Below are 25,934 nucleotides of genomic sequence, written 5' to 3' on the forward strand. Positions count from 1 at the left end.
GGTGGGTTGAGGGAAGGTTGAGGGTGGCTAGTTGTGTCCGATAATATGCATTCTCGGACACTCAACTGCGCGCCAATGAGGGCACGTAAATCGTCGTCGTATCCGGCTTATTCGCCAGCGCACGCCGCGCGCCCTCGCAGGCATACCGCAGAGCGTCGATCATGTGGTTGTTCTTGTCCTCCAGCACCGGCAGCACGTCACCGGTCAGGCTGTCGGTCTTGTACGAATACATGGTCAGCTCGTCGATCAGGTGCTGGCAACGCGGATGGACGATGATGTCGTACGACTTTAGCCACTCGACGCCTTCCTCGACCGATCGCGCGCCCTTCAGGGCTGGACGGATGCGCGGGAAACCGTTGGTACGCAGATGGCTGATCGTCTCAGGCCGACTGCTGTCCGCGGTAAGCCACCACTTCTCAGCCTCTGGTATCTCCATGAAAAGGTTCGGCAGGTTGACGATCTCGACACCAAGCCCCCACGCCTCGTAATCGATGCAGATGCGCTTGCCCTCGATCCAGCATCGCAGCGCACAACTCGGATCGATCGAAAACCCGAAGTCAGCGCCAAGGCGGAACTCGGCACCAGCCGGCGCGGCAAGTGCGCTGTCGACCGTCCAGTTCTTGAACACGCGCGCCTCGCTGTTCTGGCGGTACTTGCCCTCCCATACGTGCAGGTACTTATCCAGATCGCGCGTGCGGTCATATTCCATGCTGACGCGCAGTTCGTCGGGAAACCACGGGTTATCCTGATACCCGACCGGCAGCAGCATCGTGCCTGGCGGTTGCGTCTCGCCACGGAACATCGCGTCGATCGGATCAGTCGCAAGGTCAGGGTTCCAGGTGAACCACAGTTCAGAGCCCGGCGCACGGATCGTCGGCACCAGCGTATCGAGCGAGCCTTGGCTGATTGTCTGCGCTTCCTCGACCCATGCCTTAGTCACTCCCTCGAGCGACTTGATGCCGGCCGCATTGCCGCGCAAGCCAGCGAAGATGAACAGCGACCCGTTACGCCCTCGGATCTCGCGCTCGGTCGTAGTGAAGAACGACGTCAGACCCATACGTTCCACCTCGTCGTCCAAGAGGCGCTTCACAGAGTCTTTGATGCTGTTCTGGACCTCACGGGCGCAAAGGATGCGTTCGGGCTTCTCAGCGGCCATCAGGACCAGCGCGGAGGCCACGGAGCGCGACTTGCCTGCCCCACGCCCACCGTACATCGCCTTGAAGCGTGACGGCTCCCACAGGCGCTTTGCCCAGGATGGCAGTTCGATCTCAGCCACCAGGTTGCTCGACGCCGCGGAACATCACGCGCACCATGGCCCGTACCGTCTCGTCTCCCATATCGATCTCCTTCGGCAGGATCGACGCGATGACCTTCAGGTACTGGTCGGGCTTTTCAAGGCGCACGGATTGGACAGCATCTATGCCGTGCTTTGCGAAGTCTTCCTGCATGGCGGTCAGGAACGCCTCGCCTAGTTTAGCGCGCGCTCCTTTCGGCCTGCCTGCTGGGTTGCCAGACTGCCCAGGTTGAAACAGGTTGGCCCTGTTAACCTCTGTAAGATCAGACATTCACCCGCTCCTTCCGCTTAATATCCCGCCACATCGTCCGAACCGCAGCCGGTGAACGACCAATGTCTCGCGCGATCGCAGGCATCAGGCGCCGCGATGCCCTGCCCCGTCGCAACGTCTCAATCTCATCCGGCGTCCATTCACGCCGCCTGGTCGCAACCACCGCCATAAGCATATCGGTTTCCTCTGTTGTAAGTGCACGTAGCGAGCCCAACCGCTCGGCGAATGCGACTGCGATATCTTCAGCTCTCACGGCCTACTCCCCCAACCCAAAACAAAGATGAAGCGTCATGCGGAGGTGGCCGGAATGGCGAGGGCGGAAATGCTGAAAGCGCCATCGGCCGTGCGCTTCATGCCATGCGCGGCGAATAGACCAGCAGCTCTAACGCCAGCGCGATGGCCGACGTCGTAAGCCTCGTTGATGAAGCCAATAGGCTTGCCATTCAGGCCATCGACATAGCCTTCGCCATATTCGTCGGTGCCGCGGTACTTTTCGACCAATGCCTTTTCCATCTCACTCATCATCCTTCTCCAATTTGCGATGTGTTGCGGGCGGGGGTGGTGGCGAGGGCCCAGTCAGCCTTCCACTCGTCAGGTCCGGGAACAGCGAACCGAACGCCGCCCGAACGATCGGCCATCTCATCGCTCAGGAAGCCATGACGAGTCTGCCATGTGAATTGCTCCCCGAGTTGTGCCTGAACCTGCTCCAGCACGCTCGCAGCGGCCTTTGCGAGGCGGTCAGCGGTCGGGAGTTCACCGGGCGGGCATTCGAACCCAGCCTTTGCGACCTGTTTGCCATCAGTCAGCGCAAACTCGACGGTTACCCGGATTGGCGCGAACATTGCCAGCTCACTCATCTTCCTGCTCCTTCATTCGTAACGGGGGACATTGGCGATCCGCAGTGGTGGGCGAGATACCCAGCGGCGTGATCTGGGCTGATGTCGTACTTGGCGGCCATCTTCGTGGGATCCGCGCGTCTGATCGCTGCCGGGTCCGCACGCAGCATGGCGATGATGAAGTCGGTGAGGGGGAATTTCATGGATCCTCGCGTCCCGATGAGATCGCCTCGACCATCTCGCCCAGATGGATAGCGATCATCTCCAGCGCGCCCGGTGCAGCCCCATCTCCCGAGCTCGTGCCCAAGCAGAGGTCTTGCCGTAGCTGCGACGTTTCGCGTGCCAGCTGCAGGATCGCGTAGGCGATTGCATGAGCACCGGAGCCCGCCTCGGCCTGCGCGGAGATGTTCAATTCGATGTCGTCGGATGGTGTCATGTTGAGCCCTTTCGAGATGTTGTCCGGAACGTCCGGGGGGAAACGCCAAACTTTCTGGCAAGAGTGACCGGCACCCCTCTTCCCTCCCTCTTTTTCCCTCTTTTATATAAAAGGAAGAAAGGTTCCGGACATGGTGGCTAAGTGCTTGTAATTGCTTATGTCCGGAACCGTCCGGAACCTCCCTTTTCACGTTCCGGACAGGAGTTGTCCGGGACCTCAGCGGGAGGCGAGTTTCGCGGCCGAAATTTACAGAGGTTCCGGACAAGCTGATGTCCGGGACCTTTTCGACGATCTGGCGGAACCTACGCATCGGGCATCCTCCGCCAGATCGTGACCGTTTTCCGGTTCGCGTCCTTCGCGTCGATGCGCTTGAAGTTGAGCGACTTGAGCACCGCGGCGACACGCATCTGCGCACGGCGGTCCATGCGCTCGTAAGGGATGCCGAGCATCTGCATGGCACCGGCTGGCGTGACCTCTCGGGCGCCCGCAATCTTCTCTTTGAGGATTGGTTCCCAGGCATCCTGTTCCTGGCGATCGGCGGTCTGTTCCTCGGCCATGTATTCTTGGCCGGCTTCCAGCCACCAGGGGTGGCCCTCGCGGTAGAGGTGCTGCGCTTCAGCCCACAATTGATCCCGCCGCTTGCGGATGCCCTCGATGTCGATCTTCGTCACCGTGACAGGCCAGTAGCGGCGATTGCCGGTGCTATCCGTCAGGTATCCGAAATCCTCGGGGTTGATCGTCCCGAAAAAAACGCAGCGGCGAGGGTGTGTGCTGGCGAGCTTCGCATAGGGCAACACGACGCGGTCAGCGCGCATCGAGATGAGGCCCTTGACCGATGCATGGTCCTTTCGCGCGATCGCGACGAACTCGGCGAGCTCGACCACCCACGCGCCGAGCATCTGCATGACCATCTTATTGTGCTGGTCGAACAGACTGACTGATTCCGCGGTGTACTCGTCGCCAAACAGTGCGGCGATCGCGCTGGACTTCCGGATACCCTGTTCGCCTTCAAGCACTAGAACTGTGTCGACCTTGCACCCTGGATCACGCGCGCGGGCGACGGCAGCGATCAGTGTTTTGGGCCCAACCGCGCGAACGAAGGCTGTGTCCGGCGCGCCTAAAAGGGTCTGCATCCACCTATGAAGGCGCGGCCGCTGATCCCATACGAGGCCGTCTAGATAATCGGTGATCGGGTTGTATGAGTTGTCGAGCGCGACTCGCTGCACCGTCGGGGGGATATCCGACTTTGACGGTTGAAAACCGGCCTGCTCGATCAGCATCTGGATATCGACATAATCGGCATCGCGAAGCGGTTGCCCGCGCCATTCGATCGCGCCCGTCAGGTCGTTATGCCGCAGCGCCGAACCTAGGCCGGGCAAATGACGCATATACTGCATCAGATTATAGAGGGTTTTCCTCTCGCCTTTTTGACCGATCTGCAGGCGGCTACGCCACGCATTCAGCGGGATGGCTTCAACTGCGCCCATTTAGAGACACTCCTTGGGCTATAAGGTCGGCGCGCGTTTGTTCGACAGAGCGGCCCTTGGCCCATGCTCCACCCGCCTTGATCCAGGCATCACGCCAGCGCCGTTGGTTAGTACGAAGGTTGCCTGTGCCAGTCTTCACCTCGACCGCGATCGCGCGACCAGCAATGCAGCCAAGAATATCAGCGGCACCGGAAACCCCGAGTTTCAACGGGTTCCCCTTGCGGTCGTAAACAAGGCCGGGAGTGTCGTTTTTGGCAACGTACCCTGACGGGCTGAGATCAAGCAGGATCGAGTTGACTAAATCCGAATGCGTCATGCGCGCGCCCTCCACGACTGGCGTTCGCGATGCCGATGCTGAGCCCACACGACCGGGTTGCGGTAGTTGCGGGCCTTCCCGAGCGCGATCAGTTCCTCGAGTGTCCGGGCGGATTTGAGCTCATGCTTCTTGCGGGCGCGGATGGCGTCGAGATCAACCACCTCGAGCTCGCCTTCGACCTGCTCAATCTCACGGCTCTGGATTGCGTAGGTGTGACCGCAGCCGGGGCACTCTGGTTGCGGTGCGTGAATCAGGAAGCACTTCGGGCACTGTTTGACCGGCACCTCGGATTTCTCGCCACGCTTCTTCTTCGGGCGATCGTCCAGGGTCCATTCGCGATCATCGTCGGGCAGGCCGTGGCGCATAGCGTTGCCGGCGTGATCAAGGATGATCGCGTGAGGCTTGCCCTCGGCGGGTCGAAGCCCGCGGCCGATCTGCTGGAGGTGAAGCGATAGCGATTGCGTGGGCCGCAGCAGGATAACGGCCTCGACTGCGGGAACGTCGAAGCCCTCGCCGAACAGGTCAGCGTTGCTCAGGACAGTGATCGCGCCACTGGTGAAGTCCGATACGATTGCGTCTCGCGCGCCGCTGTCCATGCTGCCGTCGACGTGCGCGGCCGCGATCCCGGCGTCGCGGAACTGCTGGGCGATGTTCCGGCTATGCTCGATTGAGACGGCGAAGACGATCGCGCGCTTGCCCGCGGCGAGGCGCTGATAGTGCGACACCGCGTCGCCGACGATCGACGGCTTGTCCATGATCTTGGCGAGGTCGTCGCGTTTGAAGTCACCGCCCTGCGATGCGACGCGCGACACGTCGGTCGACATCGCCGGCGCGTACAGCCGGTAATCGCACAGCGCCCCCTGCTCCATGAGGTCGGCAACCGATGGCCCCTGCACCATGCTATCGAACCATGTGCCGAGCCCGCGACCGTCGAGACGCCAGGGCGTTGCGGTCAGGCCGACGATCTGCGCGCGCGGACAGGCTTCGTAGATTGCCTGGTACTGCGCGGCGCCCATGTGGTGGCACTCGTCGAAGATGATCAGGTCAGGCGGGGGAAGCTTGCCGAGCCGGCGCGCAAGGGTCTGCACCGAGCCGACCTGCACCATCGCGTCGGGATCGCCGATCGACCCGCCCATGACGAGCGAGTGCGGTATCTCCATCGACCAGAACGTGCGGCTGGCCTGTAGGATGATCTCGCGGCGGTGGACGACCCACCAGCATCGGCGACCGCGCTCAGCGGCGGTCTTGACCATGTACGCCGACGTGACGGTCTTGCCGCCCCCGGTTGCGAGTTGCACCAGCACCGTGCGATCCATGCTGCGGAACTGCGTGCGGATGTCGGCAATGAGGTTCTGTTGATATGGCCTGAGCTCGATCACGCGTAAGCCCTCCGCATCATGTCAGCCGAGAAGATCAGGGACTCGATCGCCACCCGGGTGAAAGCGAGGGTCTGAGCGTCCGCGCTCGAGAGTGCGGCCAGCGTGGCTATGCGCGCCGCCTCAGCCAGGATCGATTGCGCCTCTGGATTGGCCCGCCGCAGCGCTGCAGACGCGCGATCCCGCAGCCCCATGATCTCGACCCGCGTCGCCATCGAAAGAGGGTCGCAGTTCGGGTAGTGAATGCTGATCGCAGACCGGTACGCAGCCTCCATGTCGGGGACTGCACGCAGCGGTACGACGTTGGTGCGGACCGCAGCGGTCATATCGCGATCGACCGGAACACGACGTCGAGGTCGGCATCATCGGCGAACACCATCGACAGGGCCGCGGTCATGGTGCGCGGGTTTGTCGTGGTGGACGCGAGGCGCTTGAACACGTCGCGGACCTGATTGGCGTTGCGGGCGGCTTTCGGGGTGTCGGTCATGCTGCCCGCACCTGCTTCCAAGCGTCATGCGACCAGCCATTATATTCGGCCCGCTCGATGATGTCGGCGTCAGTCAGGATCGACGAACCGCGGCGCCAATGACTACCGGCGATGTCAGGGCTACCGCGATCGTTGCATTTGTAGACCGGCCCGAACTTGCGGAGAAAATCAGCAGCGAGCCCGCCGCGCGAACCATCCTTTACGGCGCGATCAACCGGCGTGGTCATGTACGCATTGCGGACGAGGTGCGCGGGCTTGTCCGGCGTGACGTGCTTGCCGACCGGATTAGGCTGCACACCGATCTGGACGCGGAACCGGCGGGCCATTTCGTGCGACATGCCGTAACGGGCTGCGATCGCACGCAGGCTCTTGCCCACCGCCCATGTCTTGAAGTCGTCGGGAATGTCGCGCGGCGCAGGCCCACTCTTCATCCGCGGAGGTTCGCCCAGGCCAAGCTCCTTGCGCCAACGCCCGGGGAGGCACGTGCCGCAACCGTAATGCTTGGCGAGCTGCGGGTTGCTCATCTTCGCTGCCATCTCGGCGAAGTCGGCGGGAGCGTCGCGGCGTTCGGAACCAAGCACCAGCCACGGCCCCAGGTCGTAGCGCTTGACCGCCGCCAGCAGTGTCTTGCGGACGATGCCGAGCGATTCCGAGATTTCCCGCGCGGTGTCGCCGGCTGCGATGCGGGCGCGGACTGCTGCCTGTTCGGCGGGGGTGAGGGTCGCGGGCTTCATGCCGACACCTCGACGCAACGGTCATGCGCAAGGGTCGCGTAGCCGGCGATGTCGTGCCACGAATCCTTGTGGTTAGCGTCACCGTTCAGCAGCCGCGCCATCTTCGCGCAGAACATGAACATCGCGTACTGCTTGTCTTCCGACATGCTGCCGTACGACGGGGTAGCCTGGACGATGCCAAAAAGGTCCATCGCGATCTTGGCGCCGTCTGTGTACTCGCCGTACGAGACACCGCGATCGGCTAGGGTTGCTTCGACGCTCATGCCGCGAACCTCGCCCGGTCGATCAGCACGTCGAGCGCTTGCCGAGCATCACGAAGCTGCGGAAGGATGCGAGTCAGCTCTGTCGGAGTGACGGCAACGCCACCCTCGCTTGCCGGTGACTGCGCGGCGATCAAGAGGTGCAACACCTCGGAAAGCTCGATCGTGGCGCTAACGGTGTCGTCAGCAGCGACGTTGAGCGGCACCGACCGCGAACCACCAAGCGCGAGAACCGGATCCAGCGCCGACGGGCCGAACTCGTATTCGACGTTCATCAGCGTAACGCCGTCGAGGTTGCCCGCTTCGTTGCGCGCGTTCTTGATCGTGCCAGCCGAGCAGCCGAGGCGCTCAGCCAATTCCGGGTCGTTCAGGTGGTGCGCGCCCTGAATGCCGACAATGATCGACTTCACTGCACTGCGGTAGGATTTTGTTGTCGGCCGCGAACGGCGAGACAAGACGTTAGCCGGATTCACGAGCTAATCCCCTCATTATGAATTGTACGGAACTCAGCTTCTCCCGCCTCACCGCGCCCATCCTGAGCGTCGCGTTCGCAGGGGCTTGGGGTGTCGACGCATGGGATGGCGAACGTCCCAATGCAGGTGCACCAGAGGAAGCAGCGACCGCAGGACGTGCAGCGAGTGTCAGTCTCGATGGTCATGCGGCGGTGCCAGAGATTGACTCGCTTACGGAGTCGGGCGACCCTTCCTTGTCATCAGGAAGGAATTTGTTGCCGTGGACCACAAGGGCGAGACGTTTACCGATTGCACCGTCAGACTCGATGACAACACATTCGACGGGTGCACCTTCGAACGCGTTGTTTTTGAATACGGTGGGGGCGAGACATTCTTCGCCAACAACACCGTCATCAGCAGCAAAATCAGAATCGACGGCAACGTTGAGCGCGGACTGGAATTCCTGCGCATGTTCACCCACGACGCAGGACCCAAAGCCGTCAAAAACCTCGTTGATCTTGTCAGCGCAAAGCTTCGTAAGCCCGTTCCGATCCGAAGCTTTACCATCGGGTGAAGCATTGTGAGGCCCGCTCATGCCGCAGCCTGCACGTCGGCGGGCTGGGGGAGAGCGATAGACACGCCCTCCCCGCTCGCTATCGTCGTGTTTCCACACACCGACGAAGGGCTGAAACTATGGCCGACGAGTTCACGCCGATTAACGAGATTACCATGCGTCTGCACCTTGCCGGAATGGCTATGCAGATGCGCACGCTGGTCGGCCTCGCGAAAGTTGGAGCCATCGGGCCCGACGATATTGAGGATGCGCTCAGCCATTACGAAGCTGCTTTCCGAGCGGCAGACGGTCTCTCAGATCGGAAAGTCGAACAGCTTGAGCAGATCTGGGCGTCGTTGGACGCTTGGCTCGCCCCACAATTTGCGTCTCTGCGGCAAGCAGCGCGGCAAATCCGGTCGGAACGGGACGATCGATGAGACGGCAATAGGCCAGCGATGTCAGGACGCGGTTTATCGAGGTGCTCATGCCGCCACCCGATCGCTCGTAGCGTCGGCGGGCTTCCGGGTGCGCTTGGGAGCTGGCGCGCGTAGGTATGCGAGCGTGTCGGAGGAGATTGGCTTGCCGGTTTCCTTCGCCTTGACCTTCACCGCATCAAGAACAGCCGCTCGTCGCCACTCCGGGATGTTGGCCGGGTCTTGGCCCCAGTCGAAAACGGTTTGGACCTTCGCGCCGATTGCTCTTGCGAGCTTGGTCGGGCTATCGTCGAAGGCGGCGAAGATTTCAGCTACTGGGCTCATTCACTCTAATTATCCGGTATTCGGATAATATGCAATACATCAAATATCCGGATTTAGCCGGAGCGCGCATCCGTGACGCGCGGCTATATACTCTCATGACATACGACGAGATGATCGAGCGCATTGCCGATACGGCAAAGGCCCAAAAAGTCACGCAAACGGCCCTGGCGCAGGTCGCTGGCCTGCCTTCTCAGTCGGCGATGTCGAACGTCTTTAAGGGCATTCGCAAGCTCTCCATCGACGAAGCCAATGCGATCAAAGACTTTCTTGGTATAGTCGACGAACCTCAGGTACAGTGGATACCCGTCATCGGCCTAGCTTCGGCCGGAGCGTGGCAGGAGGCTATCCACACACCTATGCGTACTTTCCCAGTGCCCAAAGGAACGGGCGGAAATCGATCATTCGGCGTAGTCATCAAAGGCGACAGCATGAACTTGTTGCTGCCTGAAGGAGGTTGGGCTGTAATTGACCCTGACCAGCGAACATTGTTCGCCGGTCGCGTTTACCTCATACAGAACGACGATCACGAGGCGACGGTTAAACGTTACTGCGGCGATCCAGCGCGCTTCGAACCAGTATCGAACAACCCTGCTCATGAAGCCTTCACGCTGGACGGAATGCCATACACGGTGATCGGTCGAGTCGTCAGCTACGGCAATACCAGCGGTTTGTAAGGAAAAGATCGAATGCGCATCGGATAGTGGCTTTGCCATGCCTGATGCAGAAATATCCGAAAACCGGATTGACATAGTTATCCGATAAGCGGATAAAGCTTCCAGACAGCAACGGCATCCGGCCAGTCGCTGATTTGGAGGCGTTATGTCCCAGACCCCGAACACCACTCTCGCAAAGACCCCGCCCGCAGTAACGGGCCTCGCCACTCTTTCGGCAGAGATCGCCGCCAGCTCCGAATACGCATGGTCGGTGCTCTGCAACATCGCAGTGCCGATCATGGATGCGTCGGGTGTCTCGCATCAGGTCGCGAACGAGACAGCCGCGCATCTGATGCAGCACCTGTTTGGCCATGACATCACGGCTCACCGGCTGTTCGAATACGGCAAGTCGGGTGCGCAGTCCTACGCTGAAATGCGGATCGCTGCCGATGCCGACGAAGACGCGCACCTCGCCGCTGTTAACGTTCTACCTACCGTATCGGGCGTCTGCGAAGTCTGCGGCGGTGATTGCGCGGGTGCCAATCCGCCTGTGACGTATTGCCCGATGCAGGTTGCGCAGGTGTCGGCATGATCACCCCCTCCCCCACCGCCAACGCGCAGGACGTGACGGGTTCTGGCGAATACGAACCGCTCAAGTGGCAGCTTGTTCGCGATAGTCTTGGCTACGGCGAGATTTACGAGACGAACGAAGACGGCGGACCCGGTGATCTGGTCGCCCACGTTTTCGGCGATCACGAGCATCTGATCGCGACCGCGCCACGCCTTCGTAGCATCCTGATCCAGCTTCTCGCGATTGCGGGAACGCCGATCACTGCCGCCCAGGAAGCGATCGTTGTCGAAGCGCGCAACGCCCTCGCGGCGAGCATCGGCGCCCTTCACGGCAAGCCGGAGTCGGTCGCATGAGCGCGCACCAGAAGCTCACGCCTCAGTCCGCGCAGGACGTGACGGCGATCGTGATGTCGCTGCCGGTGACGGCGCAAATCACGCTGATGCTGGCCGTGCTGAACGGTCGCGACTTCAACAGGATGGACGGCGACGAGATCGACCGCGCTGAGTGCGCGCTGGTGTCGTTGCAGTCTCAGTCGCGCGAAATGGATTACTGCGAGGACCGTGCTCTGCATGGTTGGCAGGTGGCAGCGTGATCCCCAAGCATAGTCCCGCTCCGTGGTCCTTCCGCCAGATTGATAAGGACGGCCTTGGCTACATCGTCTCAGAAGGCACCGACATTCATCACGCCGGCGTGCCTGAGATTTCGGCGCAGGAGAATATCGCAAACGGCTTTCTTGCCGCTGCCGCTCCCGATTTGCTGGCCCATCTGCAAAGCTGTGTTTCGTTCATGAACGAGCATTGCCCCGGCGCCGGTCACATCATCGACGCTGCCGAAGCCGTGATTGCAAAGGCGACCGGCGCATGATCACCCCGTTCCTGAACCCCGCCAACATGGTCGATACGGGCGCGCAGATTGCGGCGTGGCACGTCCAGTTTCCGCAGTTTTCGACGGTCGAAGCTTACTGGCGCGATCCGGCGCCGTTCGATGCCGAGCGCGATGCAAACCGCGCCAAAGCACATGCTCATTTCGACGCGCACCGTGATGCTGCGCTCGCCAAGCTGGGGTATATCTGATGGACCGCGATAAACTGACGGCGATGGCTGAGCGCTGCGAGCTATCTGATGGACCGTGCCGCGAGCTAGACGCCGCTATCTGGTTAGTTTGCGTACCTGGCACGACACGCAACGAGCTTCGGTACACGCACAAACCGACTGGCAAGGAATGCGTGATCGACGAGACGCGCGAGAACGGCCGGCTGATCGTCGTGCCGGAATATACTGGATCACTCGACGCGGCCCTTACACTCGTCGGTGATTACCATTGGCGTGTCGAGGATCATCCTCTGGCTGGGCCATGCGCGGTTGTTGGTGACGCTGAGGGTTACGCACCCTCCCCCACGCTCGCGCTGATGTCTGCGGCTCTGCGCAACCTTGCCGCCCGCACCCAGGAGTCCACCCCATGCTGATGCTGACCAAAACGCACGCCGCGGTTGTTGCGGCGAAGGATGCTGAGATTGCCGGGCTGATGAGCGCCCATGAAGGTGCGCTGCATGAGAACGGCAAGATCCGCGCCCGCCTCGCCGTCTTCACGGCACCCCGCGCTCGGGATGCCAAGGGGCATTTCCTGCCGACGAAGAAGCCGATCGATCACATGATCGAAGCGCTGGAGGCTCTGTGATGACCGTCCCCGCATCCACGAAGGCCCTGACCCGCGCCCGCCCCTTCATCCCCGGCGCCTACGTCTCGCCCTTCCCTCTGCGCTGTGCAGACGGTCGGACTTGGGCTGAGCGGGCTGCTGAGCGCAATTCTAGCAAGGATTTGGCAGCATGACCGGATTTACCGAAGAGCAATTCACCGGGTTCAAGCGCAAGCATTATCGGGTGGTCGATGGCCCGTGCTGGGACGCGTGCGAGACATATCGCCGGGCCAAGCAGGCGGTGTCGGACGCGCACTTCGACTTCGCCAAGAGTGTCGGCGGAGTTGGCCTCTACAGCGGCAATACCGAGAACGTCGGCAATGCGCTGCCGGTCAACGCGGTCATCTTCGACGCCGCGCTGCCCCAAGGTTGGAAGCGCCGCAACTGGTCGAGCATGAAGGGCATGAAGTCGGGTCAGATATCGGCGTTCCCTGACAAGCGCTCGAAGGTAGGCAAGGCGGCTCTGGCGGCAATCATGGCGTTGCCGTTGCTGCCGACTCCTGACCGCATCTGCAAAGCGATCGGCTACCCGCTGGCTATCAGCTACGAGCGTGGCGGCGACAAGCCATGCAGCGGAACGCAAGGCCTCGGGTTCTTCGAGGTCGCAAACGTCGGCTGGCTCAAGGATACGTTCTACCTATCGCTGCCAGATTATGCGGGCCAGCGCGGCAAGCTCGAAGCCGAAGGTTACACGATCACCACCGCGCCCTGGTCGCCGCTCGAAGGCATGCAGCCGATTCTCAAGGAGGAGGCTGACCTCGACTATGCCCGCGCCAAGTTGGAGCAGGTCGCATGATCGTCACCATGCACGCAGCCGAGCGCTGGGTCGAACGCGTCAACCCCGCCCTGACCGTCAGCCAAGCCCGGTCCGCCATCGCAGCGCACACCAGCGCCATTGAGACGGCCATAGCTTTCGGCGCGCACGTCGTCCGCATCGGCACCGGTCAGAAGCTCGTCATCGAAGGCGATACCGTCGTCACCGTGGCCCCTCGCGACTTCATGCGCACCCCCGCCACTCCCCTTCCTCGTGTGGAGAACGTCCGTTGAACGCGTTCAGCCCTATCCAGGTGCCATTGATCCAGGTGGCCGGCGCGTATCCCGACATCGAAAACGAGGATTATCACCGCAACCCGAACCTCCTCCCCGGTCCCTCGCTGTCGTCGTCCGGCGCCAAGAAGATCCTCGCGCAGTCGCCGCTTCACTACTGGTACGATAGCCCGCTGAACCCGGATCGCCCGGAGGAAGAGGACAAGTCGCACTTCGCGGTCGGCAAGGCCGCGCACGATCTGCTGCTGCTCGAAGACCGGTTCCCCGAGGCGTATTACGAGCTGCCCGAGGGGTTCGCCTGGAACAAGACGAAGATGATGGCGGACGAGATCGCAGCCGCCAACGCCGCGCAAGAATCTGGCCTGTGCCTGCTCAAGGCCGATGACGCCGAGACGGTGCGCAAGGTCGCCGCGGTCCTGCGCGCTAACCCGCTGGTCGTCGCGGCGCTCAAGAATGGCGTGACCGAAGAAACGCTGGCGCACGTCGATCCTGAGACTGGCGTGTGGTTGCGGGCGCGTCCCGACTTCCGCTCCAATACGATAACGACGGGCGGCGCGGTGCGGCTCGACGTCGACCTGAAGTTCATGGCACCGACGCATTGCAGTCCCGATGGCTTCTCGCGCGCAGTCGGCAACTTCGGGTTCCACCAAAGCGCGGCGTTTTACGCGGACGCGCTCAAGGCGATCTACGGACACGCTCCGACTAATCGGCTGCACATCGTGGTCGAGAAGGAGGCGCCCTACTCGGTATCTCTCTACGAGCTGCCCGAGGATGATGTCGCGCGCGGCCGCTGGCTGAACCGCCAGGCCATCCGCAAGTTCGCCGACTGCCTGAGCGCGGATCGCTGGCCAGCATATTCCAACGAACCAACGCTGTGCGGCCTCACTGGCTGGGCACGGCGATCCATTGATGACGCAATCGAGAAGGAAGCATAATGGCTACGCAGATCGCCAATATCGAAGAGCAGCCCGCCCGCCAGCTTTCGCCCCAGCGCGAGGTGCAAGAGCGCATCGCGAAGATGGGCAACCAGCTCAAGTCGGTGCTGCCGTCGCACATCGACATTTCCAAGTTCCAGCGCGTCGCGATGACCGCCATCGCCATGAACCCGGATCTGCTGAACGCCGATCGGGAATCGCTGTACCAGTCGCTTACCAAGGCTGCGCAGGACGGCTTGTTGCCGGATAAGCGCGAGGGCGCGCTCGTCATCTACAAGGTGAAGAAAAAGGTCGACGGCCGCGATGAGTGGATCGAGGCAGTCCAGTGGATGCCGATGGTTGCCGGCATCCTCAAGAAGATCCGCCAGTCGGGTGAGATCGCAAGCATTTCGGCACACGCGGTCTACGAAAACGACGAGTTCGATTACATCCTCGGCGACCACGAGGAAATTCACCACAAGCCGACGCAAGGCCAGCCCGGGAAGATCAAGGGTGCCTACTGCATCGTTGCGCTCAAGGACGGGTTTAAGGTCCGCGACTACATGCCTTGGTGGCGTATCGAGAAGGCGAAGGCGGTCGCCAAGACGAAGTACGTCTGGGATGCGTGGCCGGATGAGATGGCGATTAAGACCGTCATCAAGCATATCGCCAAGGTGCTGCCGCAGTCGACTGACATCGAGGCGGCATTCACTCGCGACGACACGGCGCAGTTCCAGGCGACCGCCGCTTTGCTCGGCGCGAACGGTGACGCTCCGCCCGCTCGCCCGGTTCCGCTGACGGCGCAGGCTCTGCTTGGGGACGGCACCCTAGCGAACGACAACCCCAACGCCACCGAAGGCCGCGACGACAACGATCAGGGCGAACGCACCGATGTTGATGAGGTGATCGGCTTTTACCAGGCGGCAACGTCTATGGTCGAGATCCTGAACGCTGACAAAGCGGCGCGGACGATGGGGCTGGAGGACGACCTAACCGTCGCGAATGCCCGGCTTGAGGCTGTTGCTGCGATGGGAGACGGGCAGTGACCAGCTTCACCGACGAGCAGTTTACCGGGTTCAAGCGCAAGCATTACCGGGTGGTCGACGGCCCATGCTGGGACGCGTGCGAGATGTATCGCCAGGCTAAGCAGGCGGTGTCGGACGCGCACTGGGACTTCGCAAAGAGCATCGGTGCTGTCGGGCTATACAGCGGCAACACTGAGAACGTCGGCAACGCGCTACCGGTTAACGCGATCATCTTCGACGGCGCGTTGCCGGAAGGGTGGAAGCGTCGCAACTGGTCGAGCATGAAGGGCATGAAGCCGGGACAGACATCGGCGTTTCCTGACAAGCGCTCGAAGGTCGGCAAGGCGGCTCTGGCGGCAATCATGGCGTTGCCGTTGCTGCCGACGCCTGACCGCATCTGCAAAGCGATCGGCTACCCGCTGGTTATCAGCTACGAGCGTGGCGGCGACAAGCCATGCAGCGGAACGCAGCGTCTCGGGTTCTTCGAGGTCGCTAACGTCGGCTGGCTCAAGGACACGTTCTACCTGTCGCTGCCAGATTACGCCGGCCAACGCGGCAAGCTCGAAGCCGAAGGTTATACGATCACCACCGCGCCCTGGTCGCCGCTCGAAGGCATGCAGCCGATTCTCAAGGAGGAGGCTGACCTCGACTATGCCCGCGCCAAGTTGGAGTCCGCCCAGTGACGACATCAGAACAGCAAGCGGTGCCGGTTGCGCAGGAGCGACCTCTTAGCGAGCATCGGTGCTGGCGTCCACTGATGGGGCGCTTGTGCCACCGGCATTGGTTTCAGGACAACGCGCTGATGCCGACTTGCGAGCGGTGTGGCACCCCGATCGACCGCGAACATAACCCTACCGGCCCGGTATCGTGGGAGCCGGAAGAACGCCACCGCCTCGCCTCCCTTCCTTGCAAGTCGGGCGAAGGTGCTGCTCGGGAGAGGATTGCGCAAATCATTCGAGGGCACATGCCTAGCCATTGGTGCGACGAGGATGCCTTGCGTACCGAAGCTTACTCAACAGCTTTGGCGGACGCGATTTTCGATGCCACCCAGACGCGAGAAGCGCAGGACGTGCCAACAGACGGCTATCCGATATCGGCGGCAATCCCGGCGCTGTTGCGTGTGATGGCTACCAACGGAACCTTGGTGGCGGTCGCTATGTGGAGGTCAGACTTTAGCGGCTGGTATTGGGAGGATGCCAACTACGATGAATGCGACGAGCCCAAGCGGTTCTGGCCCCTTCCCGCCGCCCTCAACGCCGGAGGTGGGGTATGACGCTCCCCAAGATCAAGCCGTGTCCGGATTGCGGCAACACCGATATGTCGATGTTCGGCTACGGCGACTGGCAACCCTACGACTGGCACGTCGAGTGCGAGGACTGCAACTACCTCGGGCCGTGCGGCAACAAGCTCAACGCCGTCCGCGAGCATAATGCACGCGTCGTCGCCCGCGCTCAACAGGAGCCCTCCGCATGACCCCCAATCCCAACCCGAGCCTAACCGCAGAGGAAATCGTCCTTCGCCTGCTGGGGTCGCAATTGCGCACCGTCCTGGGTCTGTCAGATGACCCGTGCCAGCTTGGATGCGCGGAAGGTGTGGCGGCAAGGCTCGCAATCCCAACGAAGCGCCGACCCGCCCTGACGATCGTTTCGCGCCAAGACGGGGTGCGTGTTTTCGCTCTCAATGGTTTCGGCTTGGCGGTTAAGTCCGCTGCTATCCGGATGGGGCATTCGCTATGACCAATCCCAACCCGAGCCCCGAGTTGCTTGCCGCTGTCGAGAAGCTGACGCGGCCTATCATCGGCATGGAGAACCGGACGCCTTTGGAAGTCCGAGACATCCTCTTCGACCGCATCCGAAGCCACTTTGCCGCCCTCTCGCAGACACTGCCAGCGCCGGGGGAGGTGGAGCTTCGGGAGGCGTACATCGCCGGCTTCGCTCAGGCCCTGTATAATCTGGAACTGACACCGAATGCCTTCTTTGATGCATGGCTTGATTTCGGGCGATATTACGGTCTCGAAAAAGAGCAATTTGACCCTGACGTAATCCATACCTCCACCCTCGCCACCGTTGCGGCAGCGAATGACGAGGGGGTGGCGAGGACGGCGATTGAGGCGCTGGAACCTTTCACCCGAGTTCATCCGCACAAGAACGAGGCAGGCGCCAGCGCAATCCTGATCCCTGTCACGGTTGCTGATGTTCGACGCGCCACTGCCGCCATCCGTCTCTTGTCGCAGGGAGTGGGGAAGGCTCGCAGCAAAGGCTGGACCGAAAAGGGGCACGAATGGCTCGATGCTGGTGCGCCTCTCGCCACCTCACGCTCGCAACACGAAGGGGCTTCATCATGACCAACGTATTTCTAGTGATCGTCGCCTTGATGCTGGCATTCGTTTCCGCGATCTGGTCCGCCAAGGGTTGGGCCAACATCGGCATCAAGGTTTCGTATGCCGCGGTGGCAGTCTGGGCCTCCGGGCTCGCGATGATTAGCCTCAAGGTGCTGTCATGAACCCGACCACCAACACCGAGGCGGGGGCTGTTGCAGACGTGGCGGCGAAGCTGACGAAGGCGCAGCGGGCGGCGCTCTTGCGGGCCGAACTCGACGGCAATCTCGGAAGGTACTTCGCGCGCTTTATCAGCGTTCCAGTCGGCAAGGGTTTGGTCAAAGCGCAACTTGCTACAGCCGTTTGGTCGGGCGTCATGCTGAACGATCGCGGCCTATCAGTCCGCCAGCACCTTGAGCAGGGGGCGACGGCGGGGGTTGTTGGGGGGAAGGAGGCGGCTGGTGGGTAGCCTCGCAGACCTGGACCGCCGGTTTTCGCGTAAGCTCGAAAGCGGCAAGGGCATCCAGCTTACATCCGAAGACCTAGACCTATTCGTTACGACCGGCGCCTACGCAAAATTCCGCGAGGCCGTAGCAGAAGCACAGAGGACGCAATGCCTGCACAGAAGCGCGACAAGCCGCTCTATCAACGGGGGACGTACAAGCTCTACCGGCGAGAAGGCCGCGCGAACTTTGAGATCGTCTTCTACGACACCCAACGAAAGCGAGAGCGAAGCGTTACTGCGGGCACAGCGGATGAGCAGACCGCCAAATCGAAGCTCGACAACCTCTATGTAGAGCGGACAGGCGGCGATGCGTTCTGTCCTGAGTGTGGTCAACCTCGCAACAATGCCGGGGTCTACGTCACCGCGGCGATTGCCGACTATCTCGCCCTGCACCACGACACCGAGCAGGAGAAGGCGCTGCGGCCGCGTTTGCAGCATGTCCTGAACTACCTGATCGCCACGCACCGCGCAGGCACACGAACCGGCCAGGTCGACGAGCACTGGATCGCTGGCATGCGGAAGTGGCTCGCGACGCAACCGATCGTGTCGAAGTACGGCAAGGTGCGCCCGCGCTCGCTATCGACCATCGAGAACAGCGTGCTCCAGCTCGCCGCAGCGATCAACAAATGCGGAGGCGTCGAGCCCAAGTTCAAGTCGATTCAGATGAAGGAGGTCAACCAAACTCCGACGTATCGGGCGAACCTGAAAACGCTGATCGCCATGTTCGCCTATTGCCTGCAACCCAAGGGTCGGTCGGACAAGGAGCGCGCGCGGCGGATGCGTGAACGCCAGCACCTGTTGTCGTTCCTGCGAATTAGCGTTGCGACGTTGGCGCGGCCGGATGCGGCATTAGACGTGTCCACCGATCCAAAGCGCCGCCAGTGGCACCCTGACAACCTGGTTCTCGCGCTCAACCCGCATATGCGCCGCCAGACGAAGAAGTATCGCGCCGTCGTCCCGCTCGCCCGTCAGATGGCTGCGTTGCTCGCCGACGTGAAAGGCCCGCTAATCCCGGTCGCGTCGGTGAAGTCGGCATGGGAGTCGATGGCCGCAGAGATCGGGCTACCCGGCGAAGGGCAGGGCGGACTGAAGCTGATCCGGCGCTCGGTCGCCAACATCGTGCGCGAACGCCTGCCGACCGAGGCTTGGGGCGAACTCGAGATGTTCCTAGGCCACGACAAGTTCGATGACACGTCGGACCTCTATGCACCCTTCCGCCCGGACTATCTGCGGCGCGCTTTGCCGGTCATCGAATCGCTGATCGAGGAAATCGAAATAGGCTGTAGCGGAGCGTTTTACCGCTCCGTTACCGCAGATGCTGGGGTGGTAGTTCGCCTCGGGAGTGTCAAATAATGAACACTTCCCGAGGCTTAACCCTGGTGGGCGTGGCAAGGATTGAACTTGCGACCCCTGCGATGTCAACACAGTGCTCTACCACTGAGCTACACGCCCGCCGGAGGGCTCCACTAGCCGCGCTCTTCGCGGCGTGCAAGCCCTCAATGCATGCCCGTCACATTATCCATCTCGAACAGCCGGTCGACCTCGGCGACCAGGTCGCGCAGGTGGAACGGCTTGGACAGCACGCGCGCCTGCGGCATCGCCCGCCCGGCCTTCAACGTGACCGCCGCAAAGCCGGTGATGAACATCACGCGCAGGTCCGCGCACATCTCGCCCGCCTTCTGCGCCAGTTCGATGCCATCCATCTCGGGCATGACGATATCAGTCAGCAGCAGGTCGAACGTCTCGGTTTCGAGCAACGGAATCGCCGCCGTCCCGCGGTCGACCGCGGTCACGGCATAGCCCGAGCGTTCGAGCGCCCGAGTCAGATACTCGCGCATGACCTGATCGTCCTCGGCCAGCAGAATTCGTAACATCGATCTAAAGTCCCGTTTTCACACGCACATTCCGCGGTCGCCCTAGCCTGAAAATGGTTAACATATCCAGGTCGATTGCCCATGCCCGGTGCTGGCCCTAGCGTGATGCGATGCAGTCTTCTTCCTTCGAGCGCCTGGGCGCAATGCCGCCCGTGAGCCCGGTGGTGATGTCCGTCCCGCACGCAGGCCGGGACTATCCGCTCGCGCTCAAGACGGCGTTGCGCGTGCCGCTTGCCGGGCTGCTGCCGCTCGAGGACCGGCTCGTCGATGCGGTGGCGCGTGCCGCAAGGACGGACCAGACGACGATCGTCCAGACCCGCGCGCGCGCCTGGATCGATCTCAACCGGCGCGAGGACGAGCGCGATCCGCTGCTCGACGAGGGTGCGCCGTCGATGCCGCTCGCCCAGCAATCCGCCAAGCTGCGCAGCGGGCTCGGGCTCGTCCCACGCCGCGCATCGGGGGCGGGCGACCTCTGGGCGCGCAGGTTCACCGATGCCGACGTCACCGCGCGGATCGCCAACGATCACCGCCCTTACCATGCGGCGCTCGCGGCGGCGTTGAAGGCGGCGCACGGCCGATTCGGCGTGGCGGTGTTGCTCGACGTGCATTCGATGCCGCCGCTCGGACCGGGTGGATCGCGAATCGTGATCGGTGACCGGTTCGGCCATTCCGCCGAGCCACGCTTCGTTGCGCGGATCGAGGCGGAGTGTGTCGCGCGCGGCTTCTCGACCGCGATCAACGCGCCCTATGCGGGGGGCCATATCCTCGAACGCCATGCGTGCCCGGCCGCAAACGTTCATGCGATCCAGTTCGAACTGGACCGCACGCTGTACCTCGATCGCAAGCTCCACGTGCCCGGCGCCGGATTCGCGCGCGTGGTCGACCTGGTGCGCGCGATCCTGGCGGCGCTCACCGACGAGGCTTTGCCCGTCCCGCTCGCCGCCGCCGCCGAATAACCGGACGCGCCTAGCCGATCAGCGCGTCCAGCAGCTCCTCGATCCGCCCTGCCCGCGTGATCGGGTCGGCAATGCCCTCGGCGGCGATCCAGCGCCCGTTCTTCTCGACCAGGTCGTCGAGCGGTTTTGCGGCAGTCCGGTCGTGCGGCGTGAACGCGATCGCCGCAGGACCCGCGTCGATCTGTCGTACGCCCGCCTCACGCGCCATCATCCGGATCCGCGCCACCTGCAACAGTCGCAGCGCCGCCTCGGGCGCCTTGCCGAATCGATCATCCAGCTCGGCCTCGAACAGGTCGAGCGCCGAGACATCCTCAAGCCGCGCAAGCCGGCCATAGAGCGACATCCGGACCTCCATTTCGGGGATCCACGCTTCGGGAAGGCTGCCGCCCAGTTCGAGGTGCAGCTCGGGAGTCCAGTCGTCGATCGGCGCACCGCCTTCGCGGTCGATCCGCGCCAGCCGCAACGCGCGGCCGAACAGATGCTGGTACAGGTCGATCCCGATCAGCTTCATGTGACCCGCCTGTGCCTCGCCGACCAGATCGCCCGCACCTCGCAGATCGAGGTCACGCGCGCTGATCGCAAAGCCCGCGCCCAGGCGGTCGAACGCCTGCAGCGTCCGCAACCGCTTCAGCGTTGCCTCGGCGATCGTCGCCTCGCCGTCGGTCAGCAGCATCACCTGCCCCCGCCGTCCGCTGCGGCCGACCCGCCCTCGCAACTGATGCAGCTGCGACAGCCCGAACCGGTCCGCGTGATGCACGATCATCGTGTTCGCGCGCGGCACGTCGAGCCCGGCCTCGATGATGTTGGTCGCGAGCAGCACGTCGCCGTCGCCCGCCGCGAACGAGACCATCGCCTCGTCGATCTCCCCCGCCGGCATTTTCCCGTGCGCCTGCACCAGCCCGAGTTCGGGCACGAGCTTGGCCAGCTTGGCGGCTAGCGGCGCCATGTCGTCGATCCGCGGCACCACGACGAAGCTCTGTCCGCCGCGCGCCCGCTCGCGACGCAGCGCCGCGCGCACCGTCGCATCGTCGAACTGCGCGACCGACGTGCGGATCGGCTGGCGACGTGCCGGCGGGGTGGCGATGACCGACAAGCCCTGCAACCCGATCATCGCGGATTGCAGCGTGCGCGGGATCGGCGTCGCGCTCAGCGTCAGGACGTGCCCCGCCCCCAGCGCATGCATCTTGGCCTTGTCAGCCGCGCCGAACCTTTGCTCCTCATCGATCACGACGAGCGCGAGATCCTTGTATGCGACGCCCTTGCCGCCGATCGCCCCCGTGCCGATCACGACGCCGATCGATCCGTCCGCAAGCCCCGCCCGAACCCGTGCCTTCTCCGCAGTGCTCGACAGCCGCGACAGGCCGGCGACGGCCACGCCGGTCCCCTCGAAGCGCTTCGAGAACGTCTCGATATGCTGGCGGACCAGCACCGTCGTTGGTGCGGCAATCGCCACCTGGCGCCCGGCCAGCGCAACCGCAGCAGCGGCTCGCAACGCGACCTCGGTCTTGCCGTAGCCGACATCGCCAATGATCAGCCGGTCCATCGGCTTGCCGCTCGCAAGGTCAGCCAGCGTCGTCGAGATCGCCTTTGCCTGATCCGGCGTCTCGGTGAAGGCGAAGCCGGCGGCGAATTTCTCGTAGCGGGCGCGGTCGGGCTCGATCGGATCGGTCGTCCGTGCGTCGCGTTCCGCAGCGATCGCGGCCAGATCCCGCGCGCTTTCGGCGATCGCGGCATCGATCGCGCCACGCCGTTTCTGCCACGATGCGCCGTCGAGCGAATCGAGCGTGACCGCGTCGATCTCCGCGCCATACCGCCAGATCCGGTCGGCCTCGCGCACCGGCACCAGGCGGCGGCCTTCCTTCGCATATTCGAGGATGATCGCGTCGCCGTCGGTCCCCGGCAGCATCTCGAGCCCGCGGACGACGCCGATCCCGAACTCCTCGTGGACGATCACGTCGCCGCATCGCAGCTCGCTCGTCAGTCCCGGCAGCATGCCGGCGCTGCCGCCTGCGATCTCGTCACCCCGCGCCCGCCCACCGAGCAGGTCCGCGCCGGCAACGACCGCGGTCCCGCTCGCGACGAACCCGCGATCGACCGGGGCGACCAGCAACATCGCGGTGCCGGGCTTGGCCGAAACGACATCCGTCCAGCGATCGACCGACGTAAAGGTGACCTTCGCCGCCCGCTCGAGCCTGGGCTGGAGGAACCGCAGGTCGCGCGGCGATCCCACGACGAGCAGACGCCCATCCGCGAGCGCGTCCTTGGCAAACCGGGCGAACGCACGCGCCGGATCGCGCCGTTCGATGAATCGCGGGGGCATTTCATTACCGACGTCGAACGCGGCCGTTTCACGTTTCGAGATTTCGGTTGCCCAGACTTTGTCGAGGACCAGATCGGCGGAGGCACGACGTCGGGGTAGGCCATCCGCGGCGATGGCAAGAAACCGATCGCGCCGCTTTTCCGCATCCCGGTCGAACGCGACCGCCGCATCCGGTAGGTGCGCGAGGATCGTCACGCCCTTCTCGACCGCGGGTTCGGTCGCGCGACCGATCTCGACGACGTCGACGTCGCCCAGGCCGAGCTGCGACACCGGATCGTAATCACGCAACCCCGTGATGCGTCCATCGGCGAATTCGATTCGGACCGGGGTTTCGCGATCGGCGGGGAACACGTCGATCACGCCACCGCGTACCGCGATCTCGCCGGGTTCGTCGATCCGATCGTCGGTCAGGTAGCCGACCTCCTCGGCGATCGCGGCAAACGCCTCGATGTCGATCGGATCGCCGACCTGCAGCCGCGGTGGTGCCACGTCGAACATCGGTGGCGGCGGATAGCGTACCGCAGTCGCCTCGGCGGTCGTCACCACCAGGATCGGTGCCGCCTTAATCTCGGCCCCCGCGCGCAGCCGCCGCAACGCCGCCACGCGACGTCCGACATTGGCAGGCGATGCCGGCGCGTCGTCGCCCGGCAGCGCATCGCTCGACGGCACGTGGACGACCAGCGCATCGGGCGCAAGCGCCGCGGCGATGGTCGCGATCTCGGTCGCACGCTGATCGTCCGCCGCGACGTAGACGAGGTTCCCGTCAGACAAGCGCTCGACGATAGCCGCCGCCAGCGGTGCCACTGCGCTAGGCTTCGCCGCAATCGCTGGCGCAATATCCATATTCTCGACGTCTTGACTGACCTGAAGCACCGACACGCATCCTTCTTTCGAGGATGAACGTGATGTCGGCAGCGTGCGTTCCGGCGATACTATCCTCGATCAGGGTATTCGATCACCATTCGAAGGCGGGAACGATCGTACGCCGTCCGACCAGGAACGCGTCCGCCACGAGACGCAGCGGCGTGACGTCCACATCGCTGGAGCGCGAACCGACGAGTGCCGCGAACTTGGCATAGAGCCCGGGATATTCGGCATCCGTGGCCTCGGTGACCGTGCCGTCGATATCCAGGATCGCGCCGCCCATACTCAGCTTGAGCGTACCACCGTCAGTCTCGACGATGATGTCCCATTGCTGCGGGCCTTCGTGAAGGAAGTCGAACGCCGCCGTGACGGGGATGTCGCCACAGGTGAGATCGATATCGGCAGCCAGCGGCGACATGCGGCCTTCCGGCACCTGCAGGTCCGCACGGTGAACGACCCAGTCGCCGGGGAGGATTTCGGTCACGATCGACAGCGCGTTGATGCCCGGATCGAACACACCGAACCCGCCCGCTTCCAGAATCCAGTCCTGGCCGGGGTGCCAGCGCCGGATATCCTCGCGCCATGCGATGGTGACGCGCTCGACCGCGCGATCGGCGAGCCATGCGCGCGCCGGCGCGACGCCGGCCGCCTCGCGCGAATGCCAGGTTGCGAACAGCGAGCGGCCAGCGGCAACCGCATGCGCCTCGATACGCGCGACCTCGGACAGCGTCGCGGCAGGCGGCTTTTCCATCATCACGTCCAGTCCGGCATCGAGCGCCGCCATCGCGATCGCCGACCGTCCGACCGGCGGCGTGCAGATCGACACGGCATTGAGGTCATGCCCGGCCGCGAGCAGTTCGGCGATGTCGTGATAATTGTCGACGCCGTCGACCACCGCATTACGGCTGACCGCCGCGACCAGTTCGAAGCGCGGATCGTTCGCGATCGCCGGCAGATGCTGGTCGCGTGCGATCTTGCCAACGCCAATGATCGCCAGCCGGATCGGCTTTGCGGACTTTGCCTCGGTCGCCATTAAAACCCTCTCAGTTACAGTATAACGGTGCTTACTCGTCGCCGATCAGCGTCAGCACGTCGCCGATGATCCGCGTCATCGCGATCCGCGCCGCGGCGGGGTCACGTGCGATGATCGCGTCCGCCACCGCGGCGTGATCGGGGATATTGGCGGAACGGCCCTTGATCCGGTTGGTGAAGCGGATCGACGTCCGCAGCGCGGTCGAGACCACCGATTGGAACTGCGCGTAGAACGGGTTCTTCGACGCGCGCAGGATCGCCATGTGAAACGCGATATCGGCCTCGAGCGGATCAGTCGTTCCCGCCTCGCCGGCTTCCATCTGCGCCAGCCCGTTGCGGATCGCCGCCTCGTCCGCGGCGTCGCCGAACCGCGCCGCCAAGGCAGCGGCCTCCGGTTCGATCGCGACGCGCAACTGGTTGAAGTGCCGCAACAACTCGACCGAGAACTTGCGCTCCAGCGTCCAGCGTAGCACGTCGGTATCGAACAGGTTCCATGAGCTCGCCGGCTGTACGACGGTCCCCTGCCGGGGACGTGCGCTGACCAGGCCCTTCGCAGTCAGCATCTTGACCGCCTCCCGGGTCACCGATCGGCTCACGCCATGCGTCTTGGCGATCTCCGCTTCGGTCGGGAACGGACGGTTTTCATAGCGTCCGGTGACGATCGCCCGGCCTAGCGTGTCGAGCATACCATGCGTCAGATTACGGCCCAAGATCGCGGTGGCCGGAAGAACGTCGGTGTCTGTCGTATCGGTCGCCATCGGCCGGGTTTTGGCGCAACGCGCTCCTGGTGTCACGCGTCTTGCAACGCGCCGCAACGATATCCGGTGGAAGGCTTGCCGCATTCATCGTACAATTAGCGACAATGCGGGCGGATACAGGTGAAACCGTCAAGCTCGCGACG

The 25,934-nt window shown here is 63.2% G+C and carries 40 protein-coding genes and 1 tRNA gene; 21 read left to right on the forward strand and 20 right to left on the reverse strand.

Annotation, left to right across the window (positions count from 1 at the left end):
- Window positions 1-61: 61 nt before the first annotated feature.
- The 14 genes from AC1ME3_RS02910 to AC1ME3_RS02975 all read right to left on the reverse strand — a co-directional run bounded on the left by AC1ME3_RS02910 (window position 62) and on the right by AC1ME3_RS02975 (window position 8,544).
- On the reverse strand, window positions 62-1,276 hold the full coding sequence (locus tag AC1ME3_RS02910) for a PBSX family phage terminase large subunit (RefSeq protein ID WP_480954770.1): 1,215 nt from the start codon (window positions 1,274-1,276) through the stop codon (window positions 62-64).
- On the reverse strand, window positions 1,269-1,565 hold the full coding sequence (locus AC1ME3_RS02915; protein WP_480954771.1) for a DUF5681 domain-containing protein: 297 nt from the start codon (window positions 1,563-1,565) through the stop codon (window positions 1,269-1,271). Before AC1ME3_RS02915 ends, AC1ME3_RS02910 begins: the two co-directional genes overlap by 8 nt.
- Before the next feature lie 288 nt (window positions 1,566-1,853).
- Entirely contained in the window at window positions 1,854-2,078 is a 225-nt protein-coding gene (locus tag AC1ME3_RS02920) for a hypothetical protein (RefSeq protein ID WP_480954772.1), read from the reverse strand.
- A gap of 8 nt (window positions 2,079-2,086) precedes the next feature.
- Complete coding sequence (locus AC1ME3_RS02925) at window positions 2,087-2,422, reverse strand: hypothetical protein (protein WP_480954773.1); 336 nt, start codon at window positions 2,420-2,422, stop codon at window positions 2,087-2,089.
- Window positions 2,423-2,600: 178 nt separating this feature from the next.
- Window positions 2,601-2,837, reverse strand: coding sequence for a hypothetical protein (locus tag AC1ME3_RS02930; protein ID WP_480954774.1), 237 nt, complete (start codon window positions 2,835-2,837; stop codon window positions 2,601-2,603).
- Between the two features lie 302 nt (window positions 2,838-3,139).
- Window positions 3,140-4,324, reverse strand: a complete 1,185-nt coding sequence (locus tag AC1ME3_RS02935) for a virulence-associated E family protein (protein ID WP_480954775.1) — start codon at window positions 4,322-4,324, stop codon at window positions 3,140-3,142.
- Window positions 4,311-4,640, reverse strand: coding sequence for a hypothetical protein (locus AC1ME3_RS02940; protein ID WP_480954776.1), 330 nt, complete (start codon window positions 4,638-4,640; stop codon window positions 4,311-4,313). Before AC1ME3_RS02940 ends, AC1ME3_RS02935 begins: the two co-directional genes overlap by 14 nt.
- Window positions 4,637-6,019 carry a DEAD/DEAH box helicase gene (locus AC1ME3_RS02945; protein ID WP_480954777.1) on the reverse strand — a complete coding sequence of 461 codons (1,383 nt, stop codon included), beginning with the start codon at window positions 6,017-6,019 and terminating at the stop codon, window positions 4,637-4,639. Before AC1ME3_RS02945 ends, AC1ME3_RS02940 begins: the two co-directional genes overlap by 4 nt.
- Window positions 6,016-6,342 carry a hypothetical protein gene (locus AC1ME3_RS02950; protein WP_480954778.1) on the reverse strand — a complete coding sequence of 109 codons (327 nt, stop codon included), beginning with the start codon at window positions 6,340-6,342 and terminating at the stop codon, window positions 6,016-6,018. The genes AC1ME3_RS02945 and AC1ME3_RS02950 overlap by 4 nt, the downstream gene beginning before the upstream one ends.
- Complete coding sequence (locus AC1ME3_RS02955; protein ID WP_480954779.1) at window positions 6,339-6,503, reverse strand: hypothetical protein; 165 nt, start codon at window positions 6,501-6,503, stop codon at window positions 6,339-6,341. Before AC1ME3_RS02955 ends, AC1ME3_RS02950 begins: the two co-directional genes overlap by 4 nt.
- Window positions 6,500-7,237, reverse strand: a complete 738-nt coding sequence (locus AC1ME3_RS02960; protein ID WP_480954780.1) for a hypothetical protein — start codon at window positions 7,235-7,237, stop codon at window positions 6,500-6,502. The genes AC1ME3_RS02955 and AC1ME3_RS02960 overlap by 4 nt, the downstream gene beginning before the upstream one ends.
- The gene (locus tag AC1ME3_RS02965) at window positions 7,234-7,500 is read right to left on the reverse strand and encodes a DUF6378 domain-containing protein (protein ID WP_480954781.1); all 267 of its coding nucleotides are present in this window, start codon (window positions 7,498-7,500) and stop codon (window positions 7,234-7,236) included. Before AC1ME3_RS02965 ends, AC1ME3_RS02960 begins: the two co-directional genes overlap by 4 nt.
- On the reverse strand, window positions 7,497-7,907 hold the full coding sequence (locus AC1ME3_RS02970; RefSeq protein ID WP_480954782.1) for a hypothetical protein: 411 nt from the start codon (window positions 7,905-7,907) through the stop codon (window positions 7,497-7,499). Before AC1ME3_RS02970 ends, AC1ME3_RS02965 begins: the two co-directional genes overlap by 4 nt.
- A gap of 244 nt (window positions 7,908-8,151) precedes the next feature.
- A complete protein-coding gene (locus AC1ME3_RS02975) occupies window positions 8,152-8,544 on the reverse strand; it encodes a hypothetical protein (protein WP_480954783.1) in 393 nt (130 codons plus the stop codon).
- 98 nt (window positions 8,545-8,642) lie between these two features.
- Between AC1ME3_RS02975 and AC1ME3_RS02980 the strand changes: the two genes are divergently transcribed.
- Complete coding sequence (locus tag AC1ME3_RS02980) at window positions 8,643-8,939, forward strand: hypothetical protein (protein WP_480954784.1); 297 nt, start codon at window positions 8,643-8,645, stop codon at window positions 8,937-8,939.
- A 45-nt stretch (window positions 8,940-8,984) separates the two neighbouring features.
- Here AC1ME3_RS02980 and AC1ME3_RS02985 read toward each other — a convergent pair whose 3' ends face one another.
- Complete coding sequence (locus AC1ME3_RS02985) at window positions 8,985-9,260, reverse strand: hypothetical protein (protein WP_480954785.1); 276 nt, start codon at window positions 9,258-9,260, stop codon at window positions 8,985-8,987.
- 29 nt (window positions 9,261-9,289) lie between these two features.
- On the opposite strand from AC1ME3_RS02985, the gene AC1ME3_RS02990 reads away from it, so the two are divergent.
- The 19 genes from AC1ME3_RS02990 to AC1ME3_RS03080 all read left to right on the forward strand — a co-directional run bounded on the left by AC1ME3_RS02990 (window position 9,290) and on the right by AC1ME3_RS03080 (window position 19,340).
- Entirely contained in the window at window positions 9,290-9,934 is a 645-nt protein-coding gene (locus AC1ME3_RS02990; RefSeq protein WP_480954786.1) for a helix-turn-helix domain-containing protein, read from the forward strand.
- Window positions 9,935-10,079: 145 nt separating this feature from the next.
- Window positions 10,080-10,505, forward strand: coding sequence for a hypothetical protein (locus tag AC1ME3_RS02995; RefSeq protein WP_480954787.1), 426 nt, complete (start codon window positions 10,080-10,082; stop codon window positions 10,503-10,505).
- Window positions 10,502-10,837 (forward strand): hypothetical protein, encoded by a 336-nt coding sequence (locus tag AC1ME3_RS03000; RefSeq protein WP_480954788.1) that lies wholly within the window; start codon window positions 10,502-10,504, stop codon window positions 10,835-10,837. Before AC1ME3_RS02995 ends, AC1ME3_RS03000 begins: the two co-directional genes overlap by 4 nt.
- On the forward strand, window positions 10,834-11,076 hold the full coding sequence (locus AC1ME3_RS03005; protein ID WP_480954789.1) for a hypothetical protein: 243 nt from the start codon (window positions 10,834-10,836) through the stop codon (window positions 11,074-11,076). Before AC1ME3_RS03000 ends, AC1ME3_RS03005 begins: the two co-directional genes overlap by 4 nt.
- Window positions 11,073-11,348, forward strand: a complete 276-nt coding sequence (locus AC1ME3_RS03010) for a hypothetical protein (RefSeq protein ID WP_480954790.1) — start codon at window positions 11,073-11,075, stop codon at window positions 11,346-11,348. Before AC1ME3_RS03005 ends, AC1ME3_RS03010 begins: the two co-directional genes overlap by 4 nt.
- Window positions 11,345-11,557 carry a hypothetical protein gene (locus tag AC1ME3_RS03015; RefSeq protein ID WP_480954791.1) on the forward strand — a complete coding sequence of 71 codons (213 nt, stop codon included), beginning with the start codon at window positions 11,345-11,347 and terminating at the stop codon, window positions 11,555-11,557. The genes AC1ME3_RS03010 and AC1ME3_RS03015 overlap by 4 nt, the downstream gene beginning before the upstream one ends.
- 152 nt (window positions 11,558-11,709) lie before the next feature.
- The gene (locus tag AC1ME3_RS03020; protein ID WP_480954792.1) at window positions 11,710-11,949 is read left to right on the forward strand and encodes a hypothetical protein; all 240 of its coding nucleotides are present in this window, start codon (window positions 11,710-11,712) and stop codon (window positions 11,947-11,949) included.
- On the forward strand, window positions 11,949-12,161 hold the full coding sequence (locus AC1ME3_RS03025; protein WP_480954793.1) for a hypothetical protein: 213 nt from the start codon (window positions 11,949-11,951) through the stop codon (window positions 12,159-12,161). The genes AC1ME3_RS03020 and AC1ME3_RS03025 overlap by 1 nt, the downstream gene beginning before the upstream one ends.
- 148 nt (window positions 12,162-12,309) lie before the next feature.
- The gene (locus AC1ME3_RS03030) at window positions 12,310-12,975 is read left to right on the forward strand and encodes a hypothetical protein (RefSeq protein WP_480954794.1); all 666 of its coding nucleotides are present in this window, start codon (window positions 12,310-12,312) and stop codon (window positions 12,973-12,975) included.
- Window positions 12,972-13,226, forward strand: coding sequence for a hypothetical protein (locus tag AC1ME3_RS03035; RefSeq protein ID WP_480954795.1), 255 nt, complete (start codon window positions 12,972-12,974; stop codon window positions 13,224-13,226). Before AC1ME3_RS03030 ends, AC1ME3_RS03035 begins: the two co-directional genes overlap by 4 nt.
- Entirely contained in the window at window positions 13,223-14,161 is a 939-nt protein-coding gene (locus AC1ME3_RS03040; protein WP_480954796.1) for a PD-(D/E)XK nuclease-like domain-containing protein, read from the forward strand. Before AC1ME3_RS03035 ends, AC1ME3_RS03040 begins: the two co-directional genes overlap by 4 nt.
- On the forward strand, window positions 14,161-15,186 hold the full coding sequence (locus tag AC1ME3_RS03045; RefSeq protein WP_480954797.1) for a recombinase RecT: 1,026 nt from the start codon (window positions 14,161-14,163) through the stop codon (window positions 15,184-15,186). The genes AC1ME3_RS03040 and AC1ME3_RS03045 overlap by 1 nt, the downstream gene beginning before the upstream one ends.
- Entirely contained in the window at window positions 15,183-15,848 is a 666-nt protein-coding gene (locus AC1ME3_RS03050) for a hypothetical protein (protein ID WP_480954798.1), read from the forward strand. The genes AC1ME3_RS03045 and AC1ME3_RS03050 overlap by 4 nt, the downstream gene beginning before the upstream one ends.
- 311 nt (window positions 15,849-16,159) lie before the next feature.
- Window positions 16,160-16,438: a hypothetical protein gene (locus AC1ME3_RS03055; RefSeq protein WP_480954799.1), complete on the forward strand. Its 279-nt coding sequence runs from the start codon at window positions 16,160-16,162 to the stop codon at window positions 16,436-16,438.
- Window positions 16,435-16,638, forward strand: coding sequence for a hypothetical protein (locus AC1ME3_RS03060; protein WP_480954800.1), 204 nt, complete (start codon window positions 16,435-16,437; stop codon window positions 16,636-16,638). The genes AC1ME3_RS03055 and AC1ME3_RS03060 overlap by 4 nt, the downstream gene beginning before the upstream one ends.
- 259 nt (window positions 16,639-16,897) lie before the next feature.
- A complete protein-coding gene (locus AC1ME3_RS03065) occupies window positions 16,898-17,509 on the forward strand; it encodes a hypothetical protein (protein ID WP_480954801.1) in 612 nt (203 codons plus the stop codon).
- The gene (locus AC1ME3_RS03070; protein WP_480954802.1) at window positions 17,506-17,667 is read left to right on the forward strand and encodes a hypothetical protein; all 162 of its coding nucleotides are present in this window, start codon (window positions 17,506-17,508) and stop codon (window positions 17,665-17,667) included. The genes AC1ME3_RS03065 and AC1ME3_RS03070 overlap by 4 nt, the downstream gene beginning before the upstream one ends.
- Window positions 17,664-17,951 carry a hypothetical protein gene (locus AC1ME3_RS03075; RefSeq protein WP_480954803.1) on the forward strand — a complete coding sequence of 96 codons (288 nt, stop codon included), beginning with the start codon at window positions 17,664-17,666 and terminating at the stop codon, window positions 17,949-17,951. The genes AC1ME3_RS03070 and AC1ME3_RS03075 overlap by 4 nt, the downstream gene beginning before the upstream one ends.
- Window positions 17,952-18,095: 144 nt before the next feature.
- Window positions 18,096-19,340, forward strand: coding sequence for a hypothetical protein (locus AC1ME3_RS03080; protein WP_480954804.1), 1,245 nt, complete (start codon window positions 18,096-18,098; stop codon window positions 19,338-19,340).
- 24 nt (window positions 19,341-19,364) lie between these two features.
- On the opposite strand, the gene AC1ME3_RS03085 is transcribed toward AC1ME3_RS03080, so the two are convergent.
- A tRNA-Val gene (locus AC1ME3_RS03085) sits at window positions 19,365-19,439 on the reverse strand.
- A gap of 44 nt (window positions 19,440-19,483) precedes the next feature.
- Window positions 19,484-19,861: a cell cycle two-component system response regulator CpdR gene (gene cpdR / locus AC1ME3_RS03090; protein ID WP_056065257.1), complete on the reverse strand. Its 378-nt coding sequence runs from the start codon at window positions 19,859-19,861 to the stop codon at window positions 19,484-19,486.
- A 110-nt stretch (window positions 19,862-19,971) separates the two neighbouring features.
- On the opposite strand from cpdR, the gene AC1ME3_RS03095 reads away from it, so the two are divergent.
- Window positions 19,972-20,817, forward strand: coding sequence for an N-formylglutamate amidohydrolase (locus AC1ME3_RS03095; protein ID WP_480954805.1), 846 nt, complete (start codon window positions 19,972-19,974; stop codon window positions 20,815-20,817).
- Window positions 20,818-20,827: 10 nt separating this feature from the next.
- Here AC1ME3_RS03095 and AC1ME3_RS03100 read toward each other — a convergent pair whose 3' ends face one another.
- The 3 genes from AC1ME3_RS03100 to AC1ME3_RS03110 form a co-directional block, all read right to left on the reverse strand.
- Complete coding sequence (locus AC1ME3_RS03100) at window positions 20,828-24,010, reverse strand: TRCF domain-containing protein (protein ID WP_480954806.1); 3,183 nt, start codon at window positions 24,008-24,010, stop codon at window positions 20,828-20,830.
- An 82-nt stretch (window positions 24,011-24,092) separates the two neighbouring features.
- Window positions 24,093-25,034, reverse strand: coding sequence for a Gfo/Idh/MocA family protein (locus tag AC1ME3_RS03105; RefSeq protein ID WP_480954807.1), 942 nt, complete (start codon window positions 25,032-25,034; stop codon window positions 24,093-24,095).
- A gap of 31 nt (window positions 25,035-25,065) precedes the next feature.
- Entirely contained in the window at window positions 25,066-25,791 is a 726-nt protein-coding gene (locus AC1ME3_RS03110) for a FadR/GntR family transcriptional regulator (RefSeq protein WP_107954384.1), read from the reverse strand.
- Window positions 25,792-25,934: the final 143 nt, after the last annotated feature.

The organism is Sphingomonas sp. BL2, from assembly GCF_056680015.1.